Source organism: Catellatospora paridis (assembly GCF_009720365.1).
Taxonomy (GTDB): Bacteria; Actinomycetota; Actinomycetes; order Mycobacteriales; family Micromonosporaceae; genus Catellatospora; species Catellatospora paridis.
Genome location: NZ_ML769313.1, coordinates 844022 through 859319, shown reverse-complemented (window position 1 = coordinate 859319; position 15298 = coordinate 844022). Strand labels below are relative to the sequence as shown.

Sequence of the window (15298 nt, the reverse complement as noted above, 5' to 3'; positions counted from 1 at the left end):
GCCGCTGCCGCCGGAGGTATCGGTCGATAGATCAGCTGGTACGCGGCCGAGACGGTCGCGCGGTAGACCGCACCCGCGACGGCCCGATCGCGGTGAATCGCAGCGCGGGCGGCATTGGCACCGGGGCCCCCGTGCACGCCGGGGCCGGGATGGGCCGAGGCGCTGGCCAGATACAGCCGGTCGATCACGGTGTCGGCGAGACCCAGCCCCGGCGTCGGCCGCAGCACCAACTGCTGGGTGAGCGCGGCGGTGCCCCCGCCGAGCGCGCCGCTCATGTTGGCGTTCTCGTTGACCAGGTCCTTAGGACCTTGGACGCAACGGCCGACGACCAGCTCACCGAATCCGGGCGCCAGTTTGTCGACCATTTCTTCGATGCGGTCCACGTATCCCCGGATGCCGGCGTCGTCGCGGCCCCGCCCGGCGTAGCGGTAGGGCAGGTGGGTGTAGGCCCAGGCGGTCTCTGTTCCCGACGGCGACCTGGTCGGGTCGGCGCGGCTCATCTGTCCCACCAGCACGAACGGCACCGTGGGATCGTCTCCTGCGGCAACCGACGCCGCCGTACGCGAAAGTCGGGCAGTGTTCCCGCCCAAGTGCGCCGTGCCGCCGACGCCGCCGCGGGCCAGCAGCCGCGTGGCCGCCCGCACCGGCGGGAACGGTGTGAACATGGCCGCCACCAGGTCGTCCTCAAGGGCCAGCCAGCTGCGGTATGCGGCCAGCCAGCGCCGGCCATCGCGACGGTCGAACGAGGTGACCGACTCGGCGGTTTGTTCAGGGTCGCCCCACATCAGCGCGGCGCGTCGGTCCGGGAGCGCGTGTGCGAGCACGGCGTCGGCGCGCAGCCAGCGCAGGCCGTAGTCGGTCAGCTGCAGTCCGGAGATCACGGGCGAGCAGGCCGCGAACGGGTAGAACGCGCTGCACAGGTCGGCGCGGAAACCGGGTGCGGCGACCTCCGCGCTGCGTACGGCGCCGCCCGGGGTGGGTGCGGCCTCCATGTCACCCGGTTTCCTTTGTCAGGTGCCGGGTAAAGATGCCAAGGTGTTTGCTTCGGTGAAGGCGCAACAGCTCGCGGCAGCTTTCGTGCGGGTCCGCAACCGGTTCGGCTGGCTCGACCATGTGGTCCGGGCCGGCAGGCGTTACGACGCCGCCGACGGCGGCAGGCTTTCCGCGGCCGTGACCTACTACGGGTTCTTCGCCGTGTTCTCCATGGCGCTGCTCGCCTTCGCGTTGCTCGGCTACGTCCTGGACGATCCCGCCGTGCTGGCCGCGGTCCAGGACTACCTCTCGCAGAACCTGCCCCGCCTGGACGCCAGCGCGTTACGCGACGCCCGCGGCACCGCCGGGCTGGTCGCCTTGCTCATCTTGCCCATCGCGGGACTGTTCTGGGTCGACGCGCTGCGTTCCTCGATCCGGGCGATCTGGCGGCTGGCGCAATACCCGGGCGGCTTCCTGACCCGCCAGCTCATCGACCTGGGCATCCTGGCCGGGCTGTGCCTGCTGCTGGCCGCATCGCTGGCCGCCGCCGCCGGCTCCGAAACCGGGCTGCGATGGCTGCTGGTGGACATCTTCAGCGCGCAAGGCCTGCCCAGCCAGTGGACGTTGGCCACCGCCGGGTTCGTCCTGGGCTTCGCGGTCAACACCGTTCTGGCCATCGCCGTGCTGACCGCGGTCCCGCGCGTGCGAATGCGGCTACGCCGCGTCCTGGGCCCAGCTCTGCTGGTCGCCGCCGGGCTGGAAATCCTCAAAACCGCGGGACGGCTCTACATCCAGCGCACCGAAGCCAACCCCGCCTACCAAGTCGTCGCCGGAGCGGTCGGCCTGCTGGTGTTCCTCAACATCCTCAACCAGCTCCTGCTGTTCGCCGCGACCCTGACCGCCACCAGCAGCACAGGGCCGGTCACCGACCTGTCCGCAGGCCCGCCACCAGCCACCCCACACCGCCCCCACCAGCACGCTGCGTCGCCTACACGGCTTCGCGATCGACTGCGCCGCCGGATGACAATCCGCCGTGCCCGCGTGACCGACCGGAACAAGCAGACCGTTACCACGTTCTTCGAAAATCTCTCCGCCGGCAGTGTCGAGCAGGCGCTCGCGACCCTCACCCCGGACGCGACGTGGTGGGCACCCGGCGACCTGCCGGTCTCCGGGACCAAAACCAAAGACCAATACCAGAGCGCACTCGCCGCGATCGGCACCGAGTTCCCCGCCGGACTCACCTACACCATCCAGGGGCTAATCGCAGAAGGTGACCAGGTGGCCGCCGAAGTCGTGTCCACAGGAACACACCTCGCCGGCAAGTCTTACCACAACGACCACCACTTCCTGTTCACCGTGCGCAACGGGCAGATCGTGGCCGTCAACGAATACATGGACACCAAACACCTACACGACCTCATCTATTAGTGCCCTGTCACGCGGCCTTAATGGTGTAACCCGGTTCGCAGATTCGTGAGTGTCAGTTCGAGCGACTTCCTCGAACGCCCGATCGGCTCCCGGGCCGCGAGCCTGACCGGGCGCCAGAGCGCGATCCTCGAGGACCCGGCCGATCTCGTCGGACCTCGGCCTAGCGTAGACACAGCTCGAGGCGCAGCCGGATCTCGTGGCCGAAGACCACACGGCGTACGTCGCCGAGCCGGTCAGCGTGGAGCTCTGGCAGGGGTGACCGGCTCGACGCCACATCGTCCTGCGTTACCGGCGGCTGGGTTCGCGAACTGCTGTGGCTGTGACGGTCGCGCCCCTCCAGCGGAATCGGCCGGACCGGGTGCGCCACAACCGCCCGTGCGACGACAGCCGACAGCCGACAGCCGGTGAACGTCAGCGGACACCGGCTGTCGGTCGTCTCGGTCAGGGCAGGAACGTGAGACTGTTGATCTTTATGGGTCCGGTAGCGGTGATGTACACGTCGCGAAGGCCGCCCGGTTTCGGGTAGCAGGAGTTCGACTTCAGGTGCCAGACGCCGTTGCTGTCGGGGTACACGGTGCAGACCGGTGCGGCGGTTGCGCTGCCGAGTCGGACCTGGACGTTGACGCCCGCCGCCGAGGTGAGTGCGCGGAACTGGACCCGGCCGGCGCCGCCACTGCCGAACTGCACGCCGCGCAGCGCGACGTGGCTACCGGAGCCCGCGAAGGAGACTATGGTTCCTGAGTCACCAGATTCGGTCGTGATGCCGGAGGCGGTGTCGTAGGATTCAGCCTCGATCTGCTGGTAGGCGTTGCGGTCTCCGGCGGATGCGGTGGTCGTGGTGACGGTGATGGCGCTGGAGGCGGGGCTGGTGTTGCCGGCCGCGTCTTGTGCCTTGACGGTGACGGTGTACGCGGTGCTCGCAGACAGGCCGGTGACGGTGCAGCCGGTCGTGGTGACGCTGCTGCAGCCGGCCGCACCGGCCGTGGCCCCGCCCAGGTACGCGGTGTAGCCGGTAACGCCGACGTTATCGGTCGACGCGGCCCACGACAGCGTGACCGTGCTGGACGTCGCCGAGGTCGAGGTGAGGCCGGCCGGGGTCGAGGGCGCCTGGGTGTCGGCCGGGACGCCGCCCGGCTTGTAGATGCGGAAGTTGCCGCTGGCGTGCAGTAACGCCATGAAGTTGAGCAGGCCGTCGTAGTAGCGGTATTGGCCGGTGGAGGGCTGCAGGTTCCACAGCGCCTCGACGAACTTCCAGGCGCGGGCGTTGGTCGCGGCGAGGGAGGCGGCGCCGTTGGAGGCGATGAGTCCGGGTGAGCGGTCGCTGGACAGCGGGCTTCCCGCCAGGGAGTACTGGTTGGCGTACGCGTTGACGCCCTGGGCCTCGAAGAAGCTCTGCAGCCGGTCGGTGAGGGTCTTCTGGTTCGCGTCCGCGGCCCACCAGGCGTAGTCGACGGCCCAGTTGACCGACGTGCGCCAGGCGTCGAAGCGGAAGTCGCCGTGGTTGCCGGTGTTGTTGGGGGTTCCGTTGAACTCGGCGTAGTCGGGGTTCAGCCCCGTCGTGGGGTGCGTGGCCTGGCCGAAGTAGGTGCGGCTGCGGGCGGCCGCATCACGCCAGAACTGGCGGTCGGCGGCCTGGCCGCCGTTCCAGCCGGTGGCCCAGCGCGACCACAGCTCGTAGAAGGCGGGCAGGTGGTATGACGGGTCGGAGAAGTTCGCGGCGCTGGCGTACGGCACGAACACGATCATCTTCTCGTCGCGGTCGAACATGCTGGTGACGCTGTCGACCACGCCGCCGTTGATGTCCTGCTGGTGGAGCATGGCGTCGAGGATCGCGTTCGCCTCGGCGGTGTAGTTGCGGATGCCGGTGCCGTTGCCCCAGCGATGACCGGCGAACAACAGCGCCGTGGCGAAGTACTCCTCGCCGTCGGAGGCCGGATTGCTGTCCCGACAGGAGCCGCTGAAGGTCGCCTGCCAGCAGAAGTAGCCCTTGCGTGCCCCTGTCTTGTGCTGCATGTTGGTCTTGGCCCAGTTCCACAGGGCGTCGAACTCGGCCCTCTTGTTCATCTGGACGGCGATCATCATGCCGTAGCTCATGCCTTCGGAGCGCACGTCGTCGTTGCCGGTGTCCTTGATGTAGGCGAGGTTCCCGGCGGCGTTGGCGCCGGCCGGGTAGTACAGACGCTTGCTGTCGTCGGTGCCGGTGAAGAAGTGGTTCCAGTACGTGGCGAGCTTGGCGCTGACCGCGGTCTCGGTGAGCGAAGCGTCCCACTCGCGAAACAGGTTGCGGTACACGCCGCTGGCGTAGGCGCCGGTGGACGGAGGGACGGGTGCCGGCGGCGGCGCCGGCGTGGCGCCCTCGTGGTAGAGCTCGAACCAGTCGATGTACGTGTCGTTCTGGCCGTTGTCCGTCTCCAGCCGCAGCCTGATCTCCTTGGCCCCGCCCGAGCCGAGGTCGAAGGCCGCCGACTGCTCCGTGTACGCCGTACCGGCGAAGCCCAACGAGCCGATCATGGTGCCGCCGACGAGAACGCTGATGCCGGCCGTGCTGGCGGCGCTGGAGGCGCCGCGGACCTTGATGCTGTAGCGGCCCGGCTGGCCGAACGAGTGGCTGGTGTAGGTGCTGTCGCCGTTGCAGTAGTACACCGCCCTGCTCTCCTGCAGGCCGGTGCAGCCGCCGCCGCTGGTCATCGTCTCGGCCTGGGTGGTCACCAGCAGGATGGCGGCGTGCACCGCGGTGGTGGGCACGGTCGCCGCGACGGCGCCGGACGCGGCGAGCACGGCCAGGGTGAGCAGCAGGCGCCCCGGCCGGGAGCGGGCGGCCCGTGGCACACGGGTCCTGATGGCCGGTTGTGGAGTGGTGGATCGGGTGCTGCGCATCGGGGCACCTCACATTGGCATCGGGGTTCCGATTCTGTGAAGCGTCGCGACATGCCGTCAATATCTTCCGGAAATGTTTCGGCAACAATTTGGACGGTTTGCCAAGTCACTGCCGACATTAGAAGCCGACTAGCGGTGCGCCCCGAGGGCCGTTCGCCACCCCTGGTGACGCGCGGTCCCTGGCATGCGGTTCCGTGAGAGCGTCTCGTCACCGAAACTTTCGGCGTACTACCGGCTGCGGCCACAGGTGATGCCGGCATAACGAGTCCGGCGTCGCTGGTGCCGTCGGTCGACAGCCCGTCGTCGTAGTTGTAGGGCCGGCGAAGGATCCGGCGGGCGGGGTCGGCCACGTGTGCCCGGCGGATGTGCGCGAACTGGGAGATGACGGGCAAGCCGAGGCGGTCGGTGGCAGCGTAGTCGGCTGTGTCGTGTTCGTCCTTGCCGGTCAAAGGGGCGCCGGAGCTGAGACGGCGTCCGATGGTGAGTTCTTTGCCTTGTCGGTCGACGGCGTCCCAGGTCTCCAGTTCGGCCCGGATCCGGCGCACGACGACAGTGGTGCCGCCGCGCAGCCAGCTGGGTTGCTTGTCGATCCAGACGGCCTGGTCTTACCCCTGTTCGGGTGGTTGCACGGTGCCGTCGACCTGTCCGAGCAGGTTGCGTTGCGTCATGGCGGCAGGGTCGGCGCCTGGCGGGTGCACGGAATAGCCGATGTGCGAATGCCGGGAACTTGCCTAGATCCTCGCCAGGCGTTCGGACAGACGTGCCTTTGCTGCGGGCCACTCGGCCTGGCGCATCGAATAAACCAAGAGGGTCGGCTCGGCGGTGACCTCCGGCTCGTGGCCGATCAGGGTGGCGCCGATGCGCGTGATCGCCTCTCGTGAGCGGATGTTGCCCGGACTGATGCGCCAGGCGATGGCTGCATATCCAAGCGCCTCGAAGGCATAGGTCATCATCAGGAGTTTCGTTTCGGTGTTCGCTGCGGTACGCCACCATTTCCGGCCAAACCACGTGCCGCCGATCTCGATGCAGCCGTCGCCACGATGCCAGCTGTGCAGATTCGTGGTGCCGATCGCTGTTCCCTCGTCGTGGCCAAGCACGGCGAACGCGACTCGCTTCTCGTCGTCGACGTCCTTGAGGCGTCTAGACACGATCTCCCGTAGTTCCGCTTCGGTACGCGGAGTTGGTGCGCTTAGCCAGCGCCAAACTTCGCCGTCTCGGCCGCCTGCTACGAACAGGGCAGGGACATGGGACTCGGCAAGGGGCTCGAGACGTACATAGCGGCCTTCAAGGACCGTCAATCCAGGAGCTAACGGCATGGCGGGGACGCTACCGGCCTGCCGCCATAGATCGACGGCACCAGGCTGATGTGGGCTGACTGCAGGATGCGTTGGCGGACTCACCTGGCATCGCTCATGCCGCGATCCGCACGGGCGAGCCCGTCACCAACTCGCTTCGACCACGGTTACACAGGGTCATCGGGCAGGTCGGTGGTGATCAACTGGTGGGCCGCGACGCCGAACGCGACCTGGTGCCGATGGTCCAGGCCGAGGGCCTGGCGCTGACGGTGTGAAGCCCGCTGGCCAGCGGCTTCCTCGCCGGAAAGACCAACCGGGACGGCACTTCCAACGGCAGCGGCCGGCGCACCACCGCCGACTACCCGGATTTTCCGCCGGTGGACCGCGAGCGCGGCCACGACGTGCTCGATGTGCTGCGCGCCGTCGCCGCCCGGCACGAAGGCAGCGTGCCGCGCGTGGCACTGGCCTGGCTGCTGGCACAGCCCGCGGTGACCAGTGTCATCGTCGGAGCGCGCCGCGAGGACCAGCTCACCGACAACATCGACGCCAGCGGCCTGGCCCTCACCGAGCAGGACCTGCGCGAACTCGACAAGGTCAGCGTGCTGGCGCCGTCATACCCGAACTGGATCCAGCAGTTGTTCGCCCCGGCGCGCGACGTCAACGGATGACCGGGCCGGCATCAAGCAGGTCGCAGTGTCGCTTGCCGGGCAGCGGTGGGGGCGGGCTGTCGGCTTCGGCTTGACGACGTGCGGGAAGGTGGAGGTGCGGAGTCGTTCGTTGGTCGACGGGCCGAGGGCGCCCGGCGTGGCCCGGCCCAGCACGAGGGAGAACATCACCTCGGGAACGAAGTCGGCCAGCGTGCGGCCGTTGATGCCGGCGAACCCGAACGTCGCCGGGGTGCCGACCTCGTAGTGCAGCACGTCCGGGAACAGCCGCCGGGCGACCGTCCAGCCGTACCCCTGCGGATCGGCCACGTTGCCCTGCGCGGCGACGACGGCACTGACCTGGTCGGCTAGGTACTTGCCCGCGCCCTCCAGGTCCTCCGAAGGATGGCGGTCGTTGGCCGGATTCGAGAAATCCGTGTCCGTGGGCCAGAAGATCGGCCACATCATCGGGTGACCGGCCCGGTTGATCTGCCGCCAGCCGCCCGCGTCAGTGGCCAGCTTCGTGGAGCACCACACCCCGACCTGCGCGCCCGGCCGCAGGATCGGATGCTCGTGGGAGACCTCCACCACGATCGCCTGCACAGTGGTGTTCGCGAACGAGTTCTTCGCCTGCTTCGGGTCCCACTTCGCGCTGTCGACCGCGGTGCCCTTGGCGACCGCCGCGTTGATGGTGAACAGCTGGTCGAGATCGACGTAGAACGGGTCGGCGACACGATCGGTCCACACCCGCACACCGCCGCCGGAGATCTGCTCACCGGTCCCGCCGCGTGCGAGCAGCGTGCCGCTCGCGCTGTCATCACGGGCTTCGTCCCCGGTCAGGCTGTGCACGGTGATCTACTGGCGTCCATTCGCGTCGGGTTCGTCATGCGCGGCGATGCGCAACGTCAACGACTCGAACGCCTCGCCACCCACATGGACCTTGAACTCGTAGCGCGCCTCAGGGTGCAGCCCCGCCTGCACGTCCGGTCCGGTGATCGTCGAGTTGACGTCCATGATGAGGACCGTGGACCCGTCACCCTGAAACACGTAAAGATCGTCTATATAGAGCCGGCCGTTCTGGCGGGCCAGCGGCGTGTCGAGATGGTGAGACATGGCAGATCTCCGTCCTCAGGCAGCGCCTGCGAACCTAACAACGCAGCTCACCGCCCACCCCCGGAACCCGGATACTCGCCACACCACGGTCGGCGAAGGAGAAAGTGAGGGTCCGGCAGCTCGCGAGATCCGGATACGCTCCGGGCCAAGCCGCGCGATCATGGACACATGACTGTCCCATCGAGCGGGGCGCCGTCCGCCAGCAGCCCGAGGACCAGGTTCGTCGATCTGAGCCATGTCGTCGAGGCCGAGATGATCACCTATCCCGGGCTGCCCGGTCCCGAGATCACGCCTCACCTCACCCGGAAGGCGTCGCGGGCCAGCTACGCCGCTGGCACCGAGTTCGCCATCGACCGGATCAGTTTCGTGGGCAACACCGGAACGTACGTGGACAGCCCGTTTCACCGGTACGAGCATGGCACCGACCTGGCTGGGCTGGCCCTGGAATCGCTCGCGGACCTGCCTGTCGTCGTGATCCGCCTCGAACGCGGCAGCGGGCGTGCCGTCACTGCGCAGATGCTGAGCGGCCACGATTTCGCTGGGACGGCGGTGCTGCTGCACACCGGCTGGGACCGGCATTGGCGCACCGACGCGTACGGCAAGGATGCTCCGTTCCTGGCCGAGGACGGCGCGCAGCTGCTAGCCGATGCCTGGGCTCGGCTGGTCGGCATCGACAGCGTCAACATCGACTGCATCGACGGCGACACCCGTCCTGCGCACTCGATCCTGCTCGGAGCTGACATCCCCGTGCTGGAACACCTCACCAACCTCGATGCGCTACCGGCCCAAGGTGCCCGGCTGCACGCCGTACCCGCTCCGGTCCGCCGATTCGGGACGTTTCCCGTGCGCGCCTATGCCGTTCTGCCGTCGTGACAAAACCTGCCAGGTGACCAGCCGCTGGAGGTCTGGAACGTGGACCTGTGGATCGAAGTGGTGGGCTGGTCGGGCGCCGTCGTGTTGCTGATGGCGTACGGGCTGCTGTCCACCGGGCGCATCGCCGCTGGGCTGACCTATCAGCTGCTCAATCTCGCCGGTGCGATCCTGCTGGCGGTCAACGCGGTGTTCCACCGTGCGCTGCCCTCGGCCGCGGTGAACGTGGTGTGGCTCGTCATCGGTGTCGCAGCGTTGCGCCGCCTCCACACTCGCCGTATGGCTCCGCCACCTCCAGCCGCCCCGGACTCCTTCCCGTAGTCGCACCGTCCCTGGCAGAGGACCTTTCGACCGCTGTCTCCCGCACCGTTACCGCGGCGGTCAGGCTGGTGGGCTCCCTTTTCAAGAGACGCGGGGGCGGGGGCGGTTGCCGCGTTTGATTTCGTAGAAGCCGGGGGTGGCGGAGACGAGTAGGACGCCGTCCCAGAGCAGTCCGGCGGCCTCGCCGAGGGGGACGGGGGTGACGACGGGGCCGAAGAAGGCGTTGACGCTGCCGTCGCGAGCGGGGATGTGGATCGTGGGGGTGCCGAGGTCTTCGCCGACCGGGCGCAGGCCGTCTTCGTGGCTCTGACGCAGGGCTTCGTCGTGGTCGGTCACGTCGGCCGCAGCGGCGAGGTCGGCCGGCAGGCCGAGGTCGGACAGTGCGGCGGTGTAGAGGTCGGGGCCGATCGGGGTCTTGTCGTGGTGGATGCGGGTGCCGAGGGCGGTGTAGAGGCCGCGCACCACTTCGTCGCCGAACTTCTGCTGCACGGCGGTGATTACGCGGACCGGGCCCAGGGTGTCGGCCAGCCATTCTCGGTACCAGGGGTCGACCTCGCGGTCGCGGTTGAGCAGCCACAGGCTCATAACGTGGAAGCGCACCCGCACGTCGCGGACCCGTTCGACCTCCAGCAGCCATCGGGAGTTGTTCCAGGCCCATGGGCATTTCGGGTCGAACCACATGTCGGTGTACATCGTCATCAGATCTCCTCAGGCGTGGTACTGGTCATGGCGGGCGAGCAGGTCGGTCCACTCCTCCTCGGACAGCTGCCGCCCCGTGGCGGAGATGTCGGCGAGTTCGCGGAAGTAGGTCTCCCGCGCGATGCCAGGTGCGAACAGGATGAGCATCGAGGCCTCGGCGTCGCTGTCGTTGCGGAAGCCGTGCACGCCGCCCTCGGGCACGTGCAGGAAGTCGCCGGGCTGCCCGTCGATCCAGCTGGACCCGTTGTACAACCGCACCGTGCCGGAGACGACGTAGAAAGACTCGGAGAAGGTGCGGTGGAAGTGCGGGTCGGCCTGGCCCACTCTGGCGGGCATGCGCCAGTACGTAGAGGCCGAACCGGCCCTGGGTGACGCTGCCCGGGGCCACGAACCGGGCGATGGAGCCCGAGCCCATGACCGTCTGCTCCACGGTGCCGGCGGGGCGAAGCGATGCGCGGCACTCACCGCGCCGACGTCGGCGGTGTACGTCATCGCGTTCCTCCCTGAACTAGCTTTGATGTAACTTACCACTAAGCTACTTGGCGTCAAGCTATCATGGGCGTCATGACCCCGGACACCGTCGACGCGATCATCGGCCAGTGGCGCAACGAGCGCCCTGACCTGGACGACCTGCTGCCTATGGAGGTCTTCGGCCGCGTCTACCGCGTCGCCGCCGCCATCGGCGACCGGATGGAGCAGGCCTACCAGCGCCTCGGCATCGGACGCGGCGAGTTTGACGTACTGGCCACGCTGCGCCGCAGCGGCGAGCCGTTCAACCTCTCCCCCAAACAGCTGTCCGACACCCTGATGCTCACCACGGGCGGCATGACCGGCCGACTCGACAAACTGGAGAAAGCTGGACTCATCACGCGTACGCCCGATCCCGGCGACCGCCGCTCACTGCGCGCGCAGCTCAACCCGGCGGGCCGGGAGCTGATCGACGAGGCCGTCACGGCCGGGCTGGCGGTGCAGCGCGAAGCGCTGGCCCGGCTGGCCCCGGCCGACGCCCGACGCCTGGCCGACCTGCTGCGCGAACTCGCCACCACGGTCACCCGCTGACTCCGCGGCGCACCCCACGGCCAAATGCGTGCCCGACCACGGCCTGACTGTCGACGAGCACGCGGCGAAGGCGGCGGACACGCCCAGGAGCAGACGTGGGAGGCAGCCGGCTCGGGTAAATGTCCGGCAGCAAGTCGGTCGATCCGCGGCGTCACAGCGGCGTCTCCTCGTTCATGACCACGGTGCGGTGCAGCGGCAGCTTGAAGTGCTCGACCTGGTCGGCGGCGTTGCGTGACAGGAACAGGTAGACCTGTTTGCGCCACCGGGGCATGGTCGGCGCGGGCGAGTTGACGGCGACTTCGCGGGTCAGGAAGTACGCCGGTTCGCTCAGGTCGATGTCGGGGGCGAGCAGCCTTCGGGAGGTCGCCTTGCGCAGCATCGCCTGGATGTCGAGGCGGTCGCGGTAACCGACGCGGACGTCGAGGTGGGTGACCCGCGGTGCGGCATCGTGCGTGACGCGGGCGGTCAGCTGGTCGGCGTCGGGCACGTGTGCCCGGCGGTCGTCGCGCACGGTCATGACGATGACGTCACGGTGCACGATGTGGTTGATGAGCACGTTGGCCGCCAGCGCGCCGGGGGCCGCCCCGGGCGCGCTGGCCAGGAACACCGCGGTTCCGGGCACCTGCTGCGGTGGCGGCGTCGATGCGGCAGAGTCGCGCAGCAGGTGCTCGACGGACCGGTCGTGCTGGGCGCGGTAGCGGTCGACGATCTGCCGTCCCTGGCGCCAGGTGGCCATGACGGTGTAGACGAACGCGGCAAGGGTCAGTGGGAGCCACCCGCCGTGGGCGATCTTCGTGAGGCTGGCGGTGAAGAACATGGTCTCGACGCTGAGCAGCATCACCCCGATCAGGGCGATGACGGTTCTGCGCGTGTGCCAGCGTGTCCGGGCGACGACCAGGAACAGCGTGGTGTTCAGCAGGAACGTGGCGGTGACCGCGACGCCGTAGGCTGAGGCGAGTGCCGCAGACGATCCGAAGGCCAGCACCAGCCCGGTCACGGTCACGAACAGCACGTGGTTGACGACGGGGACGTAGACCCGGCCCTGCTGGCCGCCGGGGGTGTGCCGGATCGACAGGCGGGGCAGGTAGCCCAGGCGCATCGCCTGGTAGGTGACGCTGAACGCGCCGGTGATCACCGCCTGGGAGGCGATCACGGTCGCCGCGGTCGCCAGGAAGACCATCGGCAGTTGCAGGGTTGAGGGGACCAGCAGGTAGAACGGGTTGGTCACCGCTGACGGCGTGCGCAGCACAAGCGAGCCCTGTCCCAGGTAGTTGAGGATGAGCGCGGGGAAGACCAGCAGGAACCAGGCCCGCCGGATGGGTGGCTGGCCGAACTGGCCCATGTCTGCGTACAGCGCCTCGGCGCCAGTGACGGCGAGCACCACCGATGACAGTGACAGGAACGCCGTCCAGCCGTCGGTGCGGAAGAACTGCCAGGCGTAGTACGGCGACAGCGCCCGCAGTATGCCGGGGTGGCGGGCGACTTCGGCGGCGCCGAGGACGGCGAGGGTGAGGAACCAGGCCAGCATCACCGCTCCGAACATCCGGCCGACCACGGCGGTGCCGTAGCGCTGGATGGCGAACAGGGCGGTGAGCACGGCCACCGTGACGGGCACGACCCAGGCGCTCAGGGACGGTTCGACGATCTGCAGTCCTTCGACGGCGGACAGGACCGAGATCGCGGGGGTGATGGTGCCGTCGCCGTAGAACAGTGCGGCGCCCAGGATGCCGAGGCTGACCAGGACGGCCTTCGCCCGGGCGCGGCGCGGGCCGGTGTCCTCGATCAGGGCGGTCAGGGCCAGGATGCCGCCTTCGCCGCGGTTGTCAGCGCGCATGATCAGGCTGACGTACTTGACCGACACGACGATCGTGATCGCCCAGAAGATCAGCGAGACGACGCCGTACACGTTGACCGGGGTCGGCACCACCGCGCCGTTGTCAGCGGTGAACGCGGTCTGCAGCGTGTACAGCGGGCTGGTGCCGATGTCGCCGTACACGACTCCCAGCGCCCCCAGCAGCAACGCCGCCGCACCACCCGGAACCATCCCGCCGGTCTGGCTGCGTTGCCCGCGGGCGGCTGCGGCCTTCGGCACCCGTCCAGACTATGCAATCGGAGCCCGGATAACCCGATATGCGCGTTGTGTGGTCCCGGAAGGTGCGGCTCGACGAAGCCGGAGAAAGCACGTTATGCCTGTCGAGGCGATCATGTCGCCGTACGCTGAGCGCTGAGTGTCTGTCCACAGCTGCACCACGATCGGTGCTCGACGCGTCGTCGTCCGGGAGGTGGCCGTGCCGAGGTCAGCCATGCCGATGAACTGCGATGTCGACCTTGCCATTCCGGCGCACCGCGCCGAGATGCACCCCAGCAGCCGCTGGGCGCTACTGGGCGTCATCTCTGCAGGAGGAGTGCTCGGGGCGCTCGCCCGGTACGCATTGGAGACGGCATTCCCCCGTCCTGCGGGCACGTTCGGGTGGACGGTCTTCACCATCAACGTGGTCGGCTGCGCCCTCATCGGGATCCTCATGGTGCTAGTCCAGCGGGTCTGGCGTGGGCAGTTGATCCGCCCGTTCCTCGGCGTGGGAGTGCTCGGTGGCTTCACCACCTTCTCAACCTACATCGGCGACATCCAAGTCATGATCGCCGAAGGTCACCCCCGGACGGCGCTGGCCTATCTGGCCGGTACGCTTTTCGCAGCGCTGCTGGCGGTATGGGCGGCGATGGAACTCACCATCTGGTTGGTGCGGCCGCGAGCACCGGTGATCCACGCACCTGGGCAGCGGCGATGACGCTGCTGTTGCTGGTCGCGCTCGGCGCCGCGGTCGGCGCACCGCTGCGGTACCTCACAGACCGCGCCATCCAGACACGCCACCCCTCCCTGTTCCCGTGGGGCACGTTGGCGGTGAATGTGGCCGGTGCTCTGGTGCTGGGGTTCGTGCTCGGGCTGCCACCCGCCAACGGTCTGATGGCACTAGTCGGCACCGGGTTTTGCGGAGCACTCACCACATACTCCACGTTCAGCTACGAGACCGTCCGGCTCATCCAGGACGGCTCCCGCCTGTACGCCCTGGTCAACCTCACCGCCAGCATCGTCGCAGGCCTCGGTGCCGCGGTGCTGGGCTACGCAGCGGCCGGGGCCGTCGTCGGCTGACACCCAAGCCGCCGCTGAGCGTTGAGGGGCGGAACCCGCCCCTCAACCGGAGCCCAGGCGGCTTTCGAGACTCGGACCGCCTGGGCTCGACGGGCTCATGCGGCGGTCATGCCGCCGTCGATCGCCAGTGCCGCGCCGGTGATGAATTTGGCCTCGTCGCTGAGCAGGAACGCGACGAACGCGGCGATCTCCTCGGGCTGGGCGATCCGTCCGACCGGGTGCATCGCGCCTGCGGCCTTGATGGCCTCTTCCGGGTTCGGGCCCATCGCGCCGCGCAGCAGCGGGGTGTCGACGCCGCCGGTGACGAGCGCGTTGATCCGGACGCCCGTGGAGGCGGTGTCGAGTGCGGCCGAGCGGGTGAGTCCGACGACGCCGTGCTTGGCGGCGCTGTAGGAGGCCATGCCGGGCGCGCCGGTGACGCCGAGGTTGGAGGAGTTGTTGACGATCGCGCCGCCGCCGGCCGCCTGGATCGCGGGGATCTCGTACTTGAGTCCGTAGAAGACGCTGTCGAGGTTGAGCGCCTGGTCGGCACGCCAGGCGTCTTCGCCGATGTCGGTGACGGGGGCGTACGCGGTGGCGGCGCCGACGTTGTTGAACGCGCCGTCGAGCCGCCCGTAGTGCTCGACGGCTTGCCGGACCAGCTGCGCGACCTCGGCCGCGACCGTCACGTCGGTCGGCACGAACAGCACGTCGTGCCCGGCGGCGCGCAGCTGCGCGGCGAAGGCGTCTCCGGCGTCCTTGCCGCGGGCGGCCAGCACGACCTTGGCGCCCTCGGCGGTGACCCGCTCGGCGACGGCCCGGCCCATGCCAGAAGTGGCACCGGTGATCAGGATGACTTTGTCGGTGAAGCGTGCGGACACGGTTGCTCTCTC

At 68.7% G+C, this 15298-nt stretch carries 16 protein-coding genes and 2 pseudogenes; 8 read left to right on the top strand and 10 right to left on the bottom strand.

Annotation, left to right across the window (positions count from 1 at the left end; genetic code table 11):
- Window positions 1–23: 23 nt before the first annotated feature.
- A pseudogene (locus F9C41_RS42260) lies at window positions 24–359 on the bottom strand (NAD(P)/FAD-dependent oxidoreductase); the annotation flags it as partial.
- A 631-nt stretch (window positions 360–990) separates the two neighbouring features.
- Here F9C41_RS42260 and F9C41_RS08785 point away from each other — a divergent pair.
- On the top strand, window positions 991–2400 hold the full coding sequence (locus tag F9C41_RS08785) for a YhjD/YihY/BrkB family envelope integrity protein (protein WP_155386119.1): 1410 nt from the start codon (window positions 991–993) through the stop codon (window positions 2398–2400).
- A gap of 441 nt (window positions 2401–2841) precedes the next feature.
- Here the strand turns inward: F9C41_RS08785 and F9C41_RS08780 are convergent, their stop codons facing one another.
- The 3 genes and pseudogenes from F9C41_RS08780 to F9C41_RS08770 form a co-directional block, all read right to left on the bottom strand.
- Window positions 2842–5277, bottom strand: coding sequence for a glycosyl hydrolase family 8 (locus F9C41_RS08780; protein ID WP_155386118.1), 2436 nt, complete (start codon window positions 5275–5277; stop codon window positions 2842–2844).
- 272 nt (window positions 5278–5549) lie between these two features.
- Window positions 5550–5867, bottom strand: a pseudogene (locus F9C41_RS42150) (Dyp-type peroxidase); the annotation flags it as partial.
- A gap of 141 nt (window positions 5868–6008) precedes the next feature.
- On the bottom strand, window positions 6009–6593 hold the full coding sequence (locus F9C41_RS08770) for a GNAT family N-acetyltransferase (protein WP_155386117.1): 585 nt from the start codon (window positions 6591–6593) through the stop codon (window positions 6009–6011).
- Window positions 6594–6664: 71 nt separating this feature from the next.
- Between F9C41_RS08770 and F9C41_RS08765 the strand changes: the two genes are divergently transcribed.
- Together F9C41_RS08765 and F9C41_RS08760 are read left to right on the top strand one after the other, a co-directional pair.
- The gene (locus tag F9C41_RS08765; RefSeq protein WP_155386116.1) at window positions 6665–6847 is read left to right on the top strand and encodes a hypothetical protein; all 183 of its coding nucleotides are present in this window, start codon (window positions 6665–6667) and stop codon (window positions 6845–6847) included.
- 6 nt (window positions 6848–6853) lie between these two features.
- Complete coding sequence (locus tag F9C41_RS08760) at window positions 6854–7240, top strand: aldo/keto reductase (RefSeq protein WP_155386115.1); 387 nt, start codon at window positions 6854–6856, stop codon at window positions 7238–7240.
- Here the strand turns inward: F9C41_RS08760 and F9C41_RS08755 are convergent.
- Window positions 7184–8065 carry a DUF4331 family protein gene (locus F9C41_RS08755; RefSeq protein WP_230689439.1) on the bottom strand — a complete coding sequence of 294 codons (882 nt, stop codon included), beginning with the start codon at window positions 8063–8065 and terminating at the stop codon, window positions 7184–7186. The two genes, F9C41_RS08760 and F9C41_RS08755, sit on opposite strands and share 57 nt — an antisense overlap.
- Window positions 8066–8071: 6 nt before the next feature.
- A complete protein-coding gene (locus F9C41_RS41170) occupies window positions 8072–8329 on the bottom strand; it encodes a hypothetical protein (protein WP_230689438.1) in 258 nt (85 codons plus the stop codon).
- Between the two features lie 168 nt (window positions 8330–8497).
- Here F9C41_RS41170 and F9C41_RS08750 point away from each other — a divergent pair, with 168 nt between their 5' ends.
- Complete coding sequence (locus F9C41_RS08750; RefSeq protein ID WP_155386114.1) at window positions 8498–9202, top strand: cyclase family protein; 705 nt, start codon at window positions 8498–8500, stop codon at window positions 9200–9202.
- A 39-nt stretch (window positions 9203–9241) separates the two neighbouring features.
- The gene (locus F9C41_RS08745) at window positions 9242–9520 is read left to right on the top strand and encodes a CBU_0592 family membrane protein (protein ID WP_155386113.1); all 279 of its coding nucleotides are present in this window, start codon (window positions 9242–9244) and stop codon (window positions 9518–9520) included.
- 81 nt (window positions 9521–9601) lie between these two features.
- On the opposite strand, the gene F9C41_RS08740 is transcribed toward F9C41_RS08745, so the two are convergent.
- On the bottom strand, window positions 9602–10219 hold the full coding sequence (locus F9C41_RS08740; protein ID WP_155386112.1) for a mycothiol-dependent nitroreductase Rv2466c family protein: 618 nt from the start codon (window positions 10217–10219) through the stop codon (window positions 9602–9604).
- Window positions 10220–10228: 9 nt separating this feature from the next.
- Window positions 10229–10555 carry a cupin domain-containing protein gene (locus tag F9C41_RS08735; protein WP_155386111.1) on the bottom strand — a complete coding sequence of 109 codons (327 nt, stop codon included), beginning with the start codon at window positions 10553–10555 and terminating at the stop codon, window positions 10229–10231.
- Window positions 10556–10783: 228 nt separating this feature from the next.
- Between F9C41_RS08735 and F9C41_RS08730 the strand changes: the two genes are divergently transcribed.
- Window positions 10784–11278 carry a MarR family winged helix-turn-helix transcriptional regulator gene (locus F9C41_RS08730; protein ID WP_230689436.1) on the top strand — a complete coding sequence of 165 codons (495 nt, stop codon included), beginning with the start codon at window positions 10784–10786 and terminating at the stop codon, window positions 11276–11278.
- A 151-nt stretch (window positions 11279–11429) separates the two neighbouring features.
- On the opposite strand, the gene F9C41_RS08725 is transcribed toward F9C41_RS08730, so the two are convergent.
- Complete coding sequence (locus tag F9C41_RS08725) at window positions 11430–13370, bottom strand: potassium transporter Kup (RefSeq protein ID WP_230689435.1); 1941 nt, start codon at window positions 13368–13370, stop codon at window positions 11430–11432.
- Window positions 13371–13581: 211 nt separating this feature from the next.
- Between F9C41_RS08725 and F9C41_RS08720 the strand changes: the two genes are divergently transcribed.
- Complete coding sequence (locus F9C41_RS08720; protein ID WP_155386275.1) at window positions 13582–14064, top strand: FluC/FEX family fluoride channel; 483 nt, start codon at window positions 13582–13584, stop codon at window positions 14062–14064.
- Window positions 14061–14426: a fluoride efflux transporter CrcB gene (gene crcB / locus F9C41_RS08715; RefSeq protein ID WP_155386109.1), complete on the top strand. Its 366-nt coding sequence runs from the start codon at window positions 14061–14063 to the stop codon at window positions 14424–14426. Before F9C41_RS08720 ends, crcB begins: the two co-directional genes overlap by 4 nt.
- Window positions 14427–14521: 95 nt before the next feature.
- On the opposite strand, the gene F9C41_RS08710 is transcribed toward crcB, so the two are convergent.
- Window positions 14522–15286, bottom strand: a complete 765-nt coding sequence (locus F9C41_RS08710; RefSeq protein WP_155386108.1) for an SDR family NAD(P)-dependent oxidoreductase — start codon at window positions 15284–15286, stop codon at window positions 14522–14524.
- Window positions 15287–15298: the final 12 nt, after the last annotated feature.